The sequence below is a fragment of the Mycobacterium sp. URHB0044 genome (genome assembly GCF_000620625.1).
Classification (GTDB): Bacteria; Actinomycetota; Actinomycetes; order Mycobacteriales; family Mycobacteriaceae; genus Mycobacterium.
On the sequence record NZ_JIAW01000008.1, the window covers coordinates 89,266 to 103,803 of the forward strand.

The following is a 14,538-nucleotide window of genomic DNA, read 5'->3' on the forward strand; positions in this document are numbered from 1 at the left end:
TTCGCAGCGAAACGACGGGTGGATGGCGCGAGCTCGTGGAGCTGGCAATGTCCACGTCGTATCGGTTCAGGCGGGTGCAGGAGCCGGCGCGGGCGCGCTCATCAACAACACGTGCATCCGGCTCCGCTTCTCGCCCATCCGATCGGCACGCTTCGTGCTTGCAGGTACATCGTCCTTGCCGTAGTACGTGTCCCAGGCGGGATACGTTGCGGCAAACTCGATCTGGCAGCCGTCGGGATCCTGCAGATAGAAGGAGGCGGAAAAGGTGTTCTCGTCGATGTAGCTGATGTCCTGGCACACGCTGATGTCGTCAATCTTGTGGTCGACGAACGCGAACTCGAAGTCCGACGCCTTCAGGAAATCCCACCACTCCTGGACCAGGCTGCTATCGATCTCTATTGCGACGTGATTCATTGCGCCGTCGCGCATCTCGGCGACCGGGTCGTACACTTGGCCGGCGTTGTCGTTCCACCAGAAGTACGCGATGAGGTCGCCGTTACCGATGTCGAAGAAGAAGTGCTGACCCCCGCCGCCCGGCATTTCCATGGTCTTGACCAGCGGTATGCCCAGCTTCTCGTAGAACTCTACGGTCTTGGCCATATCACTGCTGTTTAGGGCGAGATGGCTCAAGCCCTTCAACCGCTGCCCAAGTGGAACATTCGTGTCCGACATTTGCGCTCCTTGTTCTTCTAGTGCGGCCGACGGCCCTCACCGCCGTACATAGACATAGTGTCATCTGGATCCGGGATACACAATGCTTGGTTTCTTGAGTTGTTCAGCTGGCCCTCGATGACTGAGAAGAGACGCTCGTCTACCGAGCCAGTGACCGCGATCACCTACCGTTTGGGGGCCTCCTGGCCGGGAAGCTACGGCGATTACGAGTCGCTGGACGGCGTCAGCCGTTACATCGGCGGGGCGATGTACTCGTCGATGTGGGCGATGAGTCCGTTCTCGACGACGATCCGGTGCGCCGTGTGCACCGAGAAGGCGGTGCCCCCCTTCGAGGTGAACTGAAGATGGAGTTGCTGCATACAGCCTTCGGGAATCGGATAACGACGCAGCACTTCGTACTCGATGGCGGTGGCCTCCGCCAGTCCGGCCTGAACAGCGGCCAGCATGTCGGCTTTTGGTTGATCTATGGCATCGTAGTTGTGCCATACCGTGGCATCCTCAGCCAACAGGGCACCGGCTGCGCTCAAGTCCAGCGAGTAGATTGCACTGAAGAAGCCGTCTACGACCGCGTCCACCGCAATCTCTCGAGTTGTCTTGCTACTCACCTATTTTCCCTTCTGACGAACCATCGATGTTCTGGTTGAGCACATCGTCTGACGGGTTGATGCGCTCGCCGCGGCTTGTATATGAGTTGGCTGAATCCTGGGTACGTACCCTGCGACTGGGCTACGGCCCGACCCTCTGACCGCCGATTGGACACGTGCGCGATCACGGTAGGCGACTGGTGACCCAGCCATCCAGTGCAAACGACATATCTTGAGCAACCGGATCTATTTCTCCGAACCAAAACGACGGGCACAGGGCCAGATGACAACCGACCGAGACCACCTCGACATCGAACTGCTGCGCCTGCTCGTCAAACAGCCACGCGCCGGTGGCCGCGAATACGCCCGGCGACTCGGCATCGCCCGCGGCACCGTGCAATCCAGAATCGGGGCGCCACCGCCGACTAGCGTGCGCCGGGCCGCTTTACGGCGAACAGAGCGAGCAGCGGTCCGATTTCGCTGTGCGCTCAAGCAAGCGTTGCTGCGTCAGTTCGGGAACTGGAGGTATTCGAAGACCCCTCCGTCTGGGTGGCGGGCCAAGAGCCGTTGACCCACCTGCGCGTCGGCTGGCCCCTCGAGCAGGTCACCGCCGGCATTACCGATTACCTCTGCAGCCCAGGCGATGTCATCGACGATGACAGTGGCGACTCGTCGAGAATCCACAAGCTCTCGATCAGGACCGGCCAGTAACACGAAATCACCGAGGAATGCGATGTCTATGCCATTGCGGGTCACACGTATTACGGCGTCCGGTGGAACTCCGGCGAGTTGCGTATACAGCGGCAAGGCAGCGTCGATGTCGGGCACCTCGACGCGAGCTGCAATCCGCTTGATGGTCGCCACCGTCATTCCCCCGATATCCGGTATCGATGCCCGAGCACAATACACACCACTGAACTCCACCTTTCGACCTTCTAGCAGTCACGGCGACCCTAGACAACGCAGTGCATCCAGGATACATTACGGGGGCTGAGCGTATCCATACCGGAGAGCGCCGGCCTACGGAGCCAGCTGGCTACGGGAGGAGATAGTGATGGAATTGCGCGGGGCCCGAGTACTGCTGACTGGCGCTTCCACTGGGATAGGTGCGGAACTTGCTGTCGCTCTGGGCGAACGGGGCGCCACGCTCGGCCTGGTCGCTCGCAGGGCTGAGCTTCTCGATGAAGTGCTATCGGTGGCCAAGTCCCGGGGTGCCCACCCGGATAGCCGATGCTGGACAGTCGACCTGGCCGATACTATAGCCGCCGAGCAAACAATTGACGATGCATGGGACCACTTCGGTGGACTCGACGCGTTCGTCAGTAATGCGGCAATGATAAAGCGCCGCAATGCGTCCAGACTGCCAGCCGCCGAGCTCGATCACATCATGCGAGTGAACTTCCTGGCGCCGGCCCATATGACGCTTGCGCTTCTGCCGCGAATGCACGAACAAGGCTCCGGCATGGTGGTGATGGTCGGTTCAATGGCTGGTCGGGTCAGCGCCGCTGGTGAGGCCGCCTATGTCGCGAGCAAGCATGCGCTGGCCGGATTCACTGAGACGCTGGCGATCGATCTAGCTGACTCCCCAATTGTCGTCAGGCTGATTACCCCTGGTCCCTTCGACACAAAGATATGGGATGCGGTCGACGACGAACCGACGGGTTATGACGGTCCCAGGTTCCCGCCTTCGGTTGCCGCCGAATCGATCGCAGATGTTCTAGCCGGGGGAGGCAGCTTCGAAACGATCGTGCCGCCGGAGATGTCCGACATTATCAGCGGGAAGAATGCCGACGTGGACGCGTGGATCTCGAGGTCGCAAACCCTTCCCACCCCTTGACAGAGCTGCGCGCCTACTCGCAGGTCACCGCCTGCACTCACAAAGCCAAGGCATCGGCGCGCAACCTACTTGGCGGATGCATCGCGATTTCGTTGTAGTGCAGCTACTTTGATCGCTGACTGGAGCATGGATAGGCTGAGTTTCGCCGCCTGCCGCTGAGTGGGTGCGCGACCCGAGACCGCCAGCGCAATCACGGTCGTGACGAACGCCTCCAGCGCGCCCGGGTAGTACTTGCGCAGCGCCGAACGCAGCGCGTTCGTGTGTCGGTTGCCGCCTCCAGGTCAGATTCTGACGTACCCAGGCCAGCACCTTGACCGCCTCCCATCAGCAAAGTCACGTGCAACTCAGCGGTGGTAGTGGTGATCGGTGCGCACCAGATCGGCCAACAGTTTGGCTTCAGCTGTCAACAACGCTCACCGCCCGTCGGCTCGGCAAACAGCGTCCGTCCAAGAGGTCCGGAGGCTCGCTGTTCGACACCCGTTAGCTGCAATGTGAGGCCTACAGCCAACTTCTGGAGCAGGTACCGGCAGCCGGGGTCATAGGTGGTTGAGCAGGTGAGCGACCATGGACCGTCGGAAGTCCTGCATCGACGCCGCTTTCGGTGCGATCGCGTCCGCCCCGTGATACATCCCGGGGACCGTGACCAACTGGCATGGAACCCCGCACGTTCTCAAGGTCTCGGCGTAGACGACACCTTCGTCGAACAGCACGTCGAGGTCGCCGACGCCGATCCATGTCGGCGGAAGGTTTCTCAGATCGGTGCGCCGCGCCGGGGCGGCGTATTCGGGGGCATCCGACATGCGCGGCGCCCGCCCTAAAAGGGCAGTCCACCCGAACCTGTTGGACACGGGTGTCCACATGAAGTGACCGCGTCCCGCGTGACCGTCCCGCAGCACGGTGCGGTCATCGAGCATCGGGTAGACAAGTGCCTGGGCGCGCAGCGAGATGCCTTCATCCTGGCTGCGCTGCGCCACGGCGGCCGACAGCCCGCCACCCGCGCTCGCACCACCCACGGCGATCCGGTCAGGGTCGATGCCCAATTCGTCAGCGTGCGAACGCATCCAGCGCAGGGTGGCCATGCAGTCCTCAAGCGCGGCCGGAAAGGGATGCTCGGGGGCCAGCCGGTAATTCGGTGACACGATCACAGCGCCGAGGTCGCGTGCGAGGCGCCCGATCACCGACAACTCTAGTTGGGCGGAGCCCACGACCATCCCGCCGCTATGGATCCATAGCACCGCCGGCCGCTGCGCCTTCTGCTGTGCGGGCGTCGCGACCAGGACCTGCACCGCTGCCTCGCCCACATGATGTTTGGTCACTACTACGCCAGGCCCCGGTGACGTACGCAACCGGGAACTAATGAACCGCTGCGATCGCAAGGTCCGTGTCCGGGTTGAGGGGAAGAAGGGCAACATCGGACTGCGCAGCTCCGCGGCGACGGCAGTCAAGGCGCGCCTTCCCATCAGGTAGCGGCGCACCACCAATCCGGCCGTGCAAAAGACGAGTCCCGCCGCTGCATTGGCAATGCTTGGCATCCGAAATTCCCTCGTTGACTTGTGCTCTTGATCTACGAGCGCGGAAATCGGTAGAGGCGGCGAGCGTTGTCCTCAACGATCGCTCGCACTTCGTGGTCGGGTACTTCGTGGAACATCTCCGCGACGACCTTGCGGCTGTTCGGCCAGAAGGAATCCGAATGGGGATAGTCGCATTCCCATGTGATGTTGTCCAGACCGATGCGGTGACGGTTGTCGACACCATACTGATCCGAAATGAAGCATCCAAAGATGTTGCGCGCAAATATGTCTGACGGCCGCATCATCTGGTTGACGTTCTGGTAGAAACGGTGTCGCTCCCAGGTGATATCCATTCGCTCCACCAACCAAGGGATCCAGCCGATGCCGCCTTCAGCCACTGATACCTTCAGATCAGGAAACTTGTGGAAGGTCGGCGAAAAGATGAGGTCGCAGACCGACCTCATCGAGTTCAGACCCATCAGCGAAATGAACACCGCCATGGGCGCTTCCGGGGCAGTCGGTATGACCTGACCCGAGGTGCCGAAGTGCATGCTGACCACGATCTCCCGCGCTTCCAGCTCCGCAAACAGCCGGTCCCAGTGGCTCGTGTGAAATGACGGTAAGCCAAGCGGGACTGGGTTCTCGGGGAACGAAACGGCGCGAACGTTGTGGTGCGCTGCCCGATCCAGTTCGGCAACCGACTCGTCGATACTCCAGTACGGCAAGATGATCATCGGGATGAAGCGTCCGGGAAATGCCAAACACCACTCGTCGAGCACGTAGTCGTTCCAGGCCGACGTGCAGGCCCGCGCGAGGTCTTTGTCGTCGAGATTTTGGAACATGGTGCCAGCGAATCGAGGGAACGACGGGAACAGCATTTGAGCTTGGACCCCGTCGATGTCCATATCTTTCACCCGCGCGACCGGGTCATAGCACCCTTCGATCATGTCGGAGAACCGCAGCGGCTCAGTCCCCAATTCCGTCGATGGTTTGCCGGCCACAGCGTTCAGTCCGAGTTGGCCATAAACCTTTCCCTCGAGTTGCCATACCTGGCTGCCCTTCGGCACCTTCTGGCCGAATCCGTATTGGTCCGTTTCAGTCCCACTGGCCTCGACGACGCGAGGACAGCTGTCCCGGAACCTCCTTGGCACCCTTGACAACCAGACCTCGGGCTTCTCGATCAAGTGATCATCGACAGAAACCAGCTGCATATCCGCCGTCAACGGCATGGTCGACTCCAATGGTTGGTGTGAATCCAGGATACATCATCGCTGCAACGCATCAAACGCAGTTTTCCGGTCCTGGTTCTGATATCTCTGATGGCTTTCGGTTGGGCTGGTCAAGCCGGCAATCGCAAGGACTTCGTCTGCACGTACTCTTCGAAACCCCGCGGCCGAGCTCTCGGCCTATGCCTGATCGCTTGTAGTCGCCGAACGGCGCGATGGGGTTGTACCCGCCGCCACATCGCCGTCGACAGCATCGGGAACGGTATAGACCACCGCACCCGCGGGCAACAAGAAATAGTCACCATATCCGCCAACGAAGTATGGTGGCGCGTCAGCGCGGCCTAGCATCGCCATGCGCTTGTTCTGGCAAGCGATACGCTTGCCCACCAGACAGTTTCGGCACTTGTGACAGACGAAGAAGTGCGGAACACCACTCGCGCGCCCGCCTCTAGCGGCACGCCGTTGGAGTCGGCGCTGACACCTTCACCAAGCGCCTCCACTGCCCCTACCATCTCGTGGCCGAGCACGGTGGGAAAGTGCCCGCCCAGGCCATCGATCGCGGAAGTACCATGCCAGGCATGCAAATCGAGCCACAGATATTGGCCCGGCCGACCCTTGAGATGACCGCGCGTTCGACAGGCGTTAGAACTTAGAGTCCCAACGATTTTGCGACGATAGTCTTCATAATCTCGCTTGAGCCGGCGAAGATCCGGCTCACTCGAGCATCGGCATACATCTTCGCGATGGGGTACTCCATCATGTACCCGTATCCTCCGAATAGCTGTAGACAATTGTCGACGGCGCGTGCCTGCATTTCGGAGCAGAACAGTTTCACCCTCGCGGCGTCCGCGCCGGTCAGTTCGCCGGCATCAAGCTCGGCGACCGCCCGCTGCAGCATCGAGTCAGCGGCCTCGATTTCGGTGGATACCGCCGCGAGCACGAACTTCGTGTTCTGGAACTGCGAAAGCGGCTGCCCGAAGATCTCGCGTTGCTTGACATAAGCGACGGTGTCGCTCAGCGCTGCCTTTGCCATGGCAAGCGACCCCGCGGCTGCGCTGATGCGCTCCTGCGCCAAGTTGCTCGTCAGGTACTCGAAGGCGCGGCCTTCCTGTCCCAACAAGTCATCGATGCCGACGACGACATCCTCGAAGTGCAGCTCCGCGGTATCGGCATACTTCATCCCCAGTTTGTCGAGGTTGCGCCCCTTGGCGAATCCCGCTGTATCGGCTTGAACCACGAACAACGACAGGCCCTCTCGACCGTTGCCGGTCTGCGATGTCCGGGCGACCACAATGACCAAGTCGGCGTTGATCCCACCAGTGATGAACGTCTTTGCGCCATTGATGACGAACTTGTCCCCATCGCGTTGTGCCGTGGTCCGGATTGCGCTCAGATCCGAACCGGTTCCGGGCTCGGACATCGCGATCGCCGCCATACTTTCCCCGGACGCCAGCCTCGGTAGCCAACGATTCTTTTGTAGTTCGGTTGCGTAGCTGAGGAAATACGGGATGACGACGTCGATGTGAACTCGAATAGGAGACATCTGGAGGTGCGCAGCGAGCAACTCCTCCGCAACGACCAGGTTGTACGTGAAGCTCGACTGACCGCCGCCTCCAAACGATTCGGGCACTTGAAGCCCCAGCATGCCCAGTTCCCCCGCCTTGCGGTAGAAGTCGAGGTCCACTCGACGCTGCGCTTCCCATTTCGCAACGTTTGGCACGGCCTCCCGTTGCAGGAACGAGCGCACCGCCGCGCGGAACTGTTCATGATCCGGCGTATAGAGCGAATTCCGCACGTTATCTCCCCCGATCTCCATTGAGGGGGCTGGTTGCGCCCTCGTTGGCGGTTCTGCCTGTGGAACGGGTTTCAGTGCGGATCGCTGCGTCCACGCGCGCGCAGCGTGCGTTCAATTTCCACCAACCTCTCATCGATCAAGAGCAGGCGCGACTCCTCATCGCGAATGCGCGCGTGCATCTCGCCGTCGGCCACGTTCTGGGCATCTCGCCAAACGATGAGTCGTGCACGGATTTCTACAATCTCTGCGCGAAGTCGCTCAGCCGCCTCCCCATGGGAGAGCAGGTCCTGGTCGTCCCAGTCACTGTCTCCGGCGATCCGTGCCGAGCCCATCTCCCGGTCCCCTCGGTTAACCATCAAATGGATGTGCGGGGCTCAGTTCCAAGCCTGGCAGAGGCCATGACATCAACTTGGAAACCCAACAGCAAGTTCGTGCAGAACGTATCCTGGATTCAGCACGATGTCTAGCTGCCGATGCCAGGCCCCAGTGTCTTCGCACAACCCGGGACCGCACAGATGGACAAGGCCGCTGGATCCAGGATACGGTGCACGGTGAACCACCTGACGGTAAATTCCAAGTAGGCGAGGCAGCTGCATATGACCAACACGCTCATTCCCCGAAGTGAACTCCTGGACCCGGCGAGGTTTGTGGATCTCGACATCGGGAGCGAAGAGGTGCGCCAGCTCGTCTTCAAGGGCCTATGCGCGAAGTGGGCAACAGAACCGCCGTTCTACATCCTGGAAATGGACGTTCCCCACGTAATCGTCGGAAGGTTCAACGATGTCCAAGACGTGCTGCGCGATCGGGAGGGTTTCGTCGCGATACCACCCAAGCTGCCGGGCTACGAGCGATTTGACCGGTTCTTCGGTATGGCCGGCTTGGCCGGCGAAGAAGGCGAGGACCACGATCGAATTAAGCGCTTGATGATGCCTCTCTTCCTCCCGAAAGTTCTGCGCAAATTCCTCGATCGCATCGGAGAGATCGTGGACACGATGTTCGATGAAGTCGAGGAGCAAAAGGGCCGTGAATTCGACTTCATCAATGACTTCGCAAACCACCTCGTGGTCCGCGTCCTTCTCGACGGCATGCTCGGCCTGAATCAGGCACAGCAGGAGTCATTCGCCCACATGCACGATCTCTTGCCACTGCTCGCCAACATAGGCCCGGGAGAAGCGCCCCCGCAGGAGTTTCTCGACGCACAAGCCCACGTCGTCAGTGTCTCCCAGGAACTTCTGGATGAACGCCGTCGGGATCCGCGTGAGCATGACTGGATCACCACGATGGTCGAAGCCCACGATCGGGACGGCGCCATGACGGAGCCCGAGATCTTCTCGATCTTGTTCGCAACCCTGGCCGGCGGCCTCGGCACGACGTCCACTTCGACAACTGCCATGGTGGTCAACCTCATCAGGCATCGCGATCAGTTCAATGAGGTCATCGCCGATCGCGGCCTGGTCGCGGGAACTGTTGACGAGTCACTTCGCTATCAGGGCCCGGGATTCCTCGGTTTCGGTCGATTCGCCACGGCGGATTGCGAAGTCGGCGGCCTACCTGTGCTGGCGGGTATGCCGGTGCTCACGGCGCTGCAGTCGGCCAACTACGATCCGGACGTCTTCCCTGACCCGCTTCGCTTCGACATTCATCGAAATCCGAAGAATATCCTCACATTCGGAGCTGGGTCGCATATGTGTGTGGGTAACGTGCTCGCTCGCTACATTCTACAAATCGTCTTAGGCAGGGTATGTGACAGGTTTCCCAACATCGATCTGCAAGACCCCGACTACGATCCTGTCTACCGTGGAATGTTTGGCGAGGTAATGCACGTGAACGCGCCGATGGTGACCGGAAACTAGACCGCTTTGGACGTGCTCAAGTTAGGCGACGCGCTTTGAAGATTACCGTGGTATCTCCTTCGGGAGCCGAAAGAAAAATTGATGCCGATGCGCACTCCTCGTTGATGGAGGCGCTGCGGTTCAACGGGTTTGAGGAAGAGATCCTCGCCATCTGCGGGGGGTGTTGCTCCTGCGCAACCTGTCATGTCTACGTCGATCCGGAATTCGCAGAGGCGCTGCCTGCTCCGCGCCAAGACGAAGCAGACATGCTCCAAGACGCCGCCTATCAGCCAGGCGAAAGATCGCGGCTGTCCTGCCAGCTGCGCGTCGGGGACCTCCCGGAGGGATTCCGTATCACCATTGCGCCACAAGAAGAGTAGCTGCGTACTTCGCCCAGAATGGGCCGAGGCGATGCACGTGGACACCCCCCGATTGTGACCGGAAACCTAGGCCAAACACGTCCGGCGGTTCGCCATATGGCATGAGGGGGAAGATCTCTCGAAGGTCGCGGAGCTCCCGAACAGCATCTGCCTTCACTTGATCACCAACGGATCATTGGAGTTGAAGCCGTTTCTCGAAGGCCGTTCACAACGGCCGTTGCGTGCACCGCCGATTGGAGGGAAGCATTCGAGCCGCTGTCGGCCCGCCCGCAATACACCCGTTTCGATATAGGCAAGGATGGTATGAACCCGATCAACCGGTTTCGAATCGCGATTCCCGACGCCGATCTCGACGATCTAAAGGCCCGATTAGCGCGCACCCGTTGGCCGGACCCAGAATGCGTCGACGATGGGAATCAGGGCATTCCGCTGGCCTACACCCGCAGACTGGCCGACTACTGGGCCAACGACTATCACTGGCGCCCCCGGGAAGAAGCCCTCAACCGCTTCGATCACTACAGCACCGAAATCGACGGCCTGGACATCCATTTCATCCATCAGCGATCTGGGCGCGACGGCGCCTTTCCCTTACTGCTCACCCACGGCTGGCCAGGATCGATCGTCGAGTTCCACAAGGTCATCGAGCCGCTCACTGAGCACGGGTTCGACGTCGTGTGCCCATCACTGCCGGGATACGGCTTCTCCGCCAAACCCATGAGCACCGGATGGGGCGTCGAGACTATCGCCGCGGCCTGGGACACCCTGATGGGCCGCCTCGGCTACGAGCGCTTCGGTGCGCAGGGCGGCGATTGGGGTGCTGCCATCACCACCCAGATCGGTCGCAATGTCGGCCGTTGCGTGGCGATCCACCTGAACATGCCGCTCGGCTTTCCCCCGGGCGAACTCGAGAATCCGACCGATGATGAGAAGCAAACGCTGGAGCGGGCGGAGTACTCCCAAAACTGGGATTCGGGCTACTCCAAACTGCAGTCGACGCGCCCGCAGACCGTCGGCTACGGGCTCGTGGACTCCCCCGTGGGCCAGCTCGCCTGGATTGTCGAGAAGTTCTGGTCTTGGACGGATTGCGACGGTGACCCGGAGAACGTGTTGACCAAGGACGAGATGCTCGACAACGTGATGCTCTACTGGCTGACCGCGTCGGGAGCGTCGTCGGCCCGCCTGTACTGGGAGAGCTTCAACACATTCGACACCACCGCCCGCGTCGAGTTGCCGACTGGGATCGCTGCCTTTCCCAAGGAGATGTTCAAGGCACCGCGTAGTTGGTGCGAGGCCGGATACAACATCACGCACTGGACCGATATGCCACGCGGTGGCCACTTCGCGGCGTTCGAGCAACCAGAACTCTTCGTCGAAGACGTGGCCACATTCTTCGACGGACTGCGCCACGCCCAGCAAGGCAACGGCCGAGGCTGACTTCTTCGTGGTGAATACGAGCCGCAACCGAACTGGTTATGACGGCTCTCCGCGCGATCCAGCGCTCACGGGTACGCCTACTTCAGAACAATCGGATTCACCGGGGAGCCAACCGCACCCGTGACCCGTAACGGAGGTGCAATGACTTGGAATTCATAGACCCCGTCGGCGCGGCAGTCCGCCGCCAAAGCATCCATATCCCAGAATTCACCTAGCAGCATTCCCATCTCACGTAGCGCCAGCAAGTGCAACGGCAAGAACATGCCCTCCACACCAGATTGCAGGCTCTCGACCATGACATTGTCGGACGCCACCGCTGCTACCTCGCGCTCGTGCAGCCATGAGGCACACCGCCAACTCAAACCTGACGACGGCTCCATCGGGTTGCCCGTCTCGCGAAACTTGTTGACCCAGCCGGTGCGAACCAGCACGACGTCACCACGTTCGATCCCGATCCTCTGAGCGCGCAACGCGTCGTCTAGCTCGTCCGGAGTGACGTCATTTCCTGGCTCGAGATATTCGACATTGCGATGTTTCGCAATGTCGATCAAGACGCCGCGGGACGTCACGCCCTTGACGTCAACCTTGTCGATACCGCAATGGAAGGCGCCGGCGCTGGTCACTGATGCGGCAGGAAATCCGTTGAACAGCTGCCCGTCGTAATACGCATGTGCAAGCGCATCCCACTGGGTCGATGCCTGCAACGGCATGATGATCATGTCGTCGTTGAACCGAAACGGGCTGGCAGAAAAGAACTCTGACACCTGCTGCGCGACCCCGTTCTCGGTCCACTTGCTGCCGTACTCGGCGTAGGTGCGTTCATCGCCCCCGTCGACGGTCATCAAGTGAACAGGCTTTGGCCGAAAGTCGAACGCTCCCTGCGGACTGGACGAACCAAAATCCATCCCCAATGCGAACACCTGACCCTTGCGCACCAAGCCAGCCGCACGCTTCACTTGTTGCTCACCAATCAAATTCAGAGTACCCAGCTCGTCGGACTCACCCCACCGACCCCAGTTGCGTACTGCGCTCGCGACACGCTGAAACTCGGTCAAGCTATCCACTGCATCCATCCCTTCATTGGGTATATCTCGAGCACCGTCACCCACATTGGGCTTGGCGCTATGCGCTCGCGCGATTGAGTACCGTTGCGGCGACGACTTCCTCGTGCGCTTCCGTTGTTCCCCACGCGGCGCTCAGCGTCCACACACGCTTCATCCACATGTGCAGATCATGCTCCCAGCTGTAGCCAATGGCGCCGTGACATTGGAGGGCAGTGCGTGCGGCCAGATTCGCCGCCCGGGCGGCATACACCTTCGCGAAGCTAGTAGCGAGGTCTGGCTCATCGGCGCCGGCGGCAAGCACCCACCCGGCTCGGTAGACGACCGGCCGTGCATGCTCGAGGGCGACGAGTGCGGTGGCAAGGAGGTGCTTGACCGCCTGTTGCGACCCGACTGGCACACCGAATTGTGTTCTAGCCTTCACGTATTCGGTCGTCATGACGATGATGCGGTCAGCCAGCCCGATCAGCAGAGCCGCCGACGCCAAGGTAGCTCGGCGCCGGGCAAGCGTTGCGTCCGCTCCCGACAATGCGCGCGTTCGCCCTGCCTTGACGATGGCAGAAGGCACCGACCGGTCGACGGATGGTAGTTCGTCGCCGACCTCGAGGTCGGCGGACGAAGCCAGCCGAAGTTCATCCGCGACTGGACATACCACCAGATCCACCTGGCCGATCCAGCGCAACCTTTGTGATCCGGGTTCCAGCGCAGTGACAACCACGTCGCCAGCCATCGCCTCGGCCGCTTCCGCGGCACCCGCGGCGGCCAAAGCCGGTACCCCCATTGCGACGTGCTCACCGAGCGGTCCGGGCAGCGCGAACCGTCCGCATTCCTCCAGTAGCAGCGCCAGCTCGACCTCCGAACCTCCCATACCACCTAGGTCCTCTGGCACGAGCAAGCCCAGCAATCCCACCGAGCCGAGCTGCTTCCATAGGTGCGGGACCGGGCTCGGATCGCCGATCCACGCCGCGCGTACGACGTCGGGGGGACACACGTCGGCGAGCAACTCGCGTAGACCGTCACGGAGATCGATCTGATCGGTTGTGAAGGCGAAATGCACCGTTATCTCCTCGGCAGTCCGAGCACCCGCTCGGCAATGATATTTAGTTGAATCTGGTTGGTACCAGCGTAAATCGGTCCAGAAAGCGCAAACTCGAAGCCCTGCATCCAATCGTCGTCCACGTCGGCACCGGGCCCCTGCAGTGCCAGCGCCGCCTCGTGTATCTCTAGATCCAACGTGGACCAGAACACCTTGCCCAGGCTCGCCTCGGCGCCGATCTTCGCACCATTCAGCAAAGCGGTAACCGTCCAGTCGGTAGCGAGCGCATAAGCTTGCGCTGCCATCCAACCGTCGGCAACCGCCGCTCGATGGCGGGCGCTGACCCGCACCGATTCCGATGCGGCGTGGAATGTCTCGATCAACCGATCTGCGGTCGCCATGAACCTGCCGGGACTGCGTAACGACAGGCTGCGCTCCGATCCGCTGGTGGCCATCGCCACCTTCCAGCCGTTGCCGACGCCGCCGAGCACATCAGCGTCGGAGACAAATGCGCCGTCGAAGTGGACGTCGGCGAAGCCGTCTTCACCGTTGAGCCTGGCGACCGGCCGGATCGTGATGCCCGGCTGGTCCAAGTCGATCAGGAAGTAGGTCAGATTGCGGTGCCGCTCGCCGGTCTCGCCAGTGCGAAAGATCCCGAACATATGGCTGCTGAAGGGCGCTCGGGACGTCCAGCACTTTTGACCGTAAAGCCGCCAGCCGCCTTCAGATTCGTCGCGAACGGCGCGGGATCGCAGCGACGCAAGGTCGCTGCCGGCCTCCGGTTCCGACCAACCCTGACACCAGCTGTCTTGAGCGGATGCGATTCTGGGAAGGTACCGCTTTTGCTGTTCCTCGGTGCCGAACTCGAAAAGGGAGGGCGCGAGTAGGAAGATGCCGTTCTGTGCCGATCGCTGCGGCAGGCCGGCCCGGTAGTATTCCTCCTCGAAAATCAACCAGTACCACAGGTCGAGGCCCCGCCCGCCGAACTGTTTTGGCCAACTGACGACCGCGAAACCTGCGTCGAAAAGCTTCCTCTCCCAATCCCGATGCACCGGGAGGCCGTCTTCGGACTCTGCCGACGGCATCGGCAGCGGCGGCTTGTTCTCCGCCAACCACTGACGCACCTCCATGCGGAAATCGTCGTGTTCGGCCGATGGTGTCAGATCCACA

Annotated in this window: 16 protein-coding genes and 2 pseudogenes; 5 read left to right on the forward strand and 13 right to left on the reverse strand. The window is 61.1% G+C overall.

Annotated features, from left to right (window positions below; translation table 11 throughout):
- Positions 1–66: 66 nt before the first annotated feature.
- The 3 genes from N536_RS40800 to N536_RS43575 all read right to left on the reverse strand — a co-directional run bounded on the left by N536_RS40800 (position 67) and on the right by N536_RS43575 (position 1,656).
- A complete protein-coding gene (locus N536_RS40800) occupies positions 67–672 on the reverse strand; it encodes a VOC family protein (RefSeq protein ID WP_081809263.1) in 606 nt (201 codons plus the stop codon).
- A 230-nt stretch (positions 673–902) separates the two neighbouring features.
- The gene (locus N536_RS38800; protein ID WP_081809264.1) at positions 903–1,277 is read right to left on the reverse strand and encodes a nuclear transport factor 2 family protein; all 375 of its coding nucleotides are present in this window, start codon (positions 1,275–1,277) and stop codon (positions 903–905) included.
- A gap of 163 nt (positions 1,278–1,440) precedes the next feature.
- The gene (locus tag N536_RS43575; protein WP_029114873.1) at positions 1,441–1,656 is read right to left on the reverse strand and encodes a hypothetical protein; all 216 of its coding nucleotides are present in this window, start codon (positions 1,654–1,656) and stop codon (positions 1,441–1,443) included.
- Here N536_RS43575 and N536_RS43580 point away from each other — a divergent pair.
- On the forward strand, positions 1,582–1,827 hold the full coding sequence (locus N536_RS43580; protein ID WP_369798445.1) for a hypothetical protein: 246 nt from the start codon (positions 1,582–1,584) through the stop codon (positions 1,825–1,827). The two genes, N536_RS43575 and N536_RS43580, sit on opposite strands and share 75 nt — an antisense overlap.
- On the opposite strand, the gene N536_RS0118000 is transcribed toward N536_RS43580, so the two are convergent.
- Positions 1,764–2,120 carry a VOC family protein gene (locus tag N536_RS0118000; protein ID WP_369798439.1) on the reverse strand — a complete coding sequence of 119 codons (357 nt, stop codon included), beginning with the start codon at positions 2,118–2,120 and terminating at the stop codon, positions 1,764–1,766. The genes N536_RS43580 and N536_RS0118000 overlap by 64 nt on opposite strands.
- A gap of 190 nt (positions 2,121–2,310) precedes the next feature.
- On the opposite strand from N536_RS0118000, the gene N536_RS0118005 reads away from it, so the two are divergent.
- Positions 2,311–3,093: an SDR family oxidoreductase gene (locus N536_RS0118005; protein ID WP_036436829.1), complete on the forward strand. Its 783-nt coding sequence runs from the start codon at positions 2,311–2,313 to the stop codon at positions 3,091–3,093.
- Between the two features lie 68 nt (positions 3,094–3,161).
- On the opposite strand, the pseudogene N536_RS43040 reads toward N536_RS0118005, so the two are convergent.
- The 6 genes and pseudogenes from N536_RS43040 to N536_RS38805 all read right to left on the reverse strand — a co-directional run.
- Positions 3,162–3,491, reverse strand: a pseudogene (locus N536_RS43040) (transposase); the annotation flags it as partial.
- A gap of 138 nt (positions 3,492–3,629) precedes the next feature.
- Positions 3,630–4,409, reverse strand: a complete 780-nt coding sequence (locus N536_RS0118010) for an alpha/beta hydrolase (RefSeq protein ID WP_231514565.1) — start codon at positions 4,407–4,409, stop codon at positions 3,630–3,632.
- Between the two features lie 248 nt (positions 4,410–4,657).
- The gene (locus tag N536_RS0118015) at positions 4,658–5,833 is read right to left on the reverse strand and encodes an amidohydrolase family protein (protein WP_029114877.1); all 1,176 of its coding nucleotides are present in this window, start codon (positions 5,831–5,833) and stop codon (positions 4,658–4,660) included.
- Between the two features lie 177 nt (positions 5,834–6,010).
- Positions 6,011–6,357 (reverse strand): annotated as a pseudogene (locus N536_RS41600) (alcohol dehydrogenase catalytic domain-containing protein).
- Between the two features lie 122 nt (positions 6,358–6,479).
- On the reverse strand, positions 6,480–7,625 hold the full coding sequence (locus N536_RS0118020; RefSeq protein ID WP_029114878.1) for an acyl-CoA dehydrogenase family protein: 1,146 nt from the start codon (positions 7,623–7,625) through the stop codon (positions 6,480–6,482).
- A 71-nt stretch (positions 7,626–7,696) separates the two neighbouring features.
- Positions 7,697–7,957, reverse strand: coding sequence for a hypothetical protein (locus N536_RS38805; protein WP_036436835.1), 261 nt, complete (start codon positions 7,955–7,957; stop codon positions 7,697–7,699).
- A 264-nt stretch (positions 7,958–8,221) separates the two neighbouring features.
- Between N536_RS38805 and N536_RS0118030 the strand changes: the two genes are divergently transcribed.
- The 3 genes from N536_RS0118030 (at position 8,222) to N536_RS0118040 (ending at position 11,271) form a co-directional block, all read left to right on the forward strand.
- The gene (locus tag N536_RS0118030; RefSeq protein WP_029114879.1) at positions 8,222–9,478 is read left to right on the forward strand and encodes a cytochrome P450; all 1,257 of its coding nucleotides are present in this window, start codon (positions 8,222–8,224) and stop codon (positions 9,476–9,478) included.
- 35 nt (positions 9,479–9,513) lie between these two features.
- Positions 9,514–9,837: a 2Fe-2S iron-sulfur cluster-binding protein gene (locus tag N536_RS0118035; protein ID WP_029114880.1), complete on the forward strand. Its 324-nt coding sequence runs from the start codon at positions 9,514–9,516 to the stop codon at positions 9,835–9,837.
- Between the two features lie 303 nt (positions 9,838–10,140).
- Positions 10,141–11,271 carry an epoxide hydrolase family protein gene (locus tag N536_RS0118040; protein ID WP_029114881.1) on the forward strand — a complete coding sequence of 377 codons (1,131 nt, stop codon included), beginning with the start codon at positions 10,141–10,143 and terminating at the stop codon, positions 11,269–11,271.
- A 77-nt stretch (positions 11,272–11,348) separates the two neighbouring features.
- Here the strand turns inward: N536_RS0118040 and N536_RS0118045 are convergent, their stop codons facing one another.
- From N536_RS0118045 to N536_RS0118055, 3 genes are read right to left on the reverse strand one after another with little or no spacing between them, the layout of a single operon-like run.
- Positions 11,349–12,335, reverse strand: a complete 987-nt coding sequence (locus N536_RS0118045; RefSeq protein WP_155948644.1) for a cyclase family protein — start codon at positions 12,333–12,335, stop codon at positions 11,349–11,351.
- Positions 12,336–12,393: 58 nt separating this feature from the next.
- Positions 12,394–13,389: an acyl-CoA dehydrogenase family protein gene (locus tag N536_RS38810; RefSeq protein WP_051574593.1), complete on the reverse strand. Its 996-nt coding sequence runs from the start codon at positions 13,387–13,389 to the stop codon at positions 12,394–12,396.
- Positions 13,390–13,391: 2 nt separating this feature from the next.
- On the reverse strand, positions 13,392–14,537 hold the full coding sequence (locus N536_RS0118055) for an acyl-CoA dehydrogenase family protein (RefSeq protein WP_029114883.1): 1,146 nt from the start codon (positions 14,535–14,537) through the stop codon (positions 13,392–13,394).
- Position 14,538 lies beyond the last annotated feature (1 nt).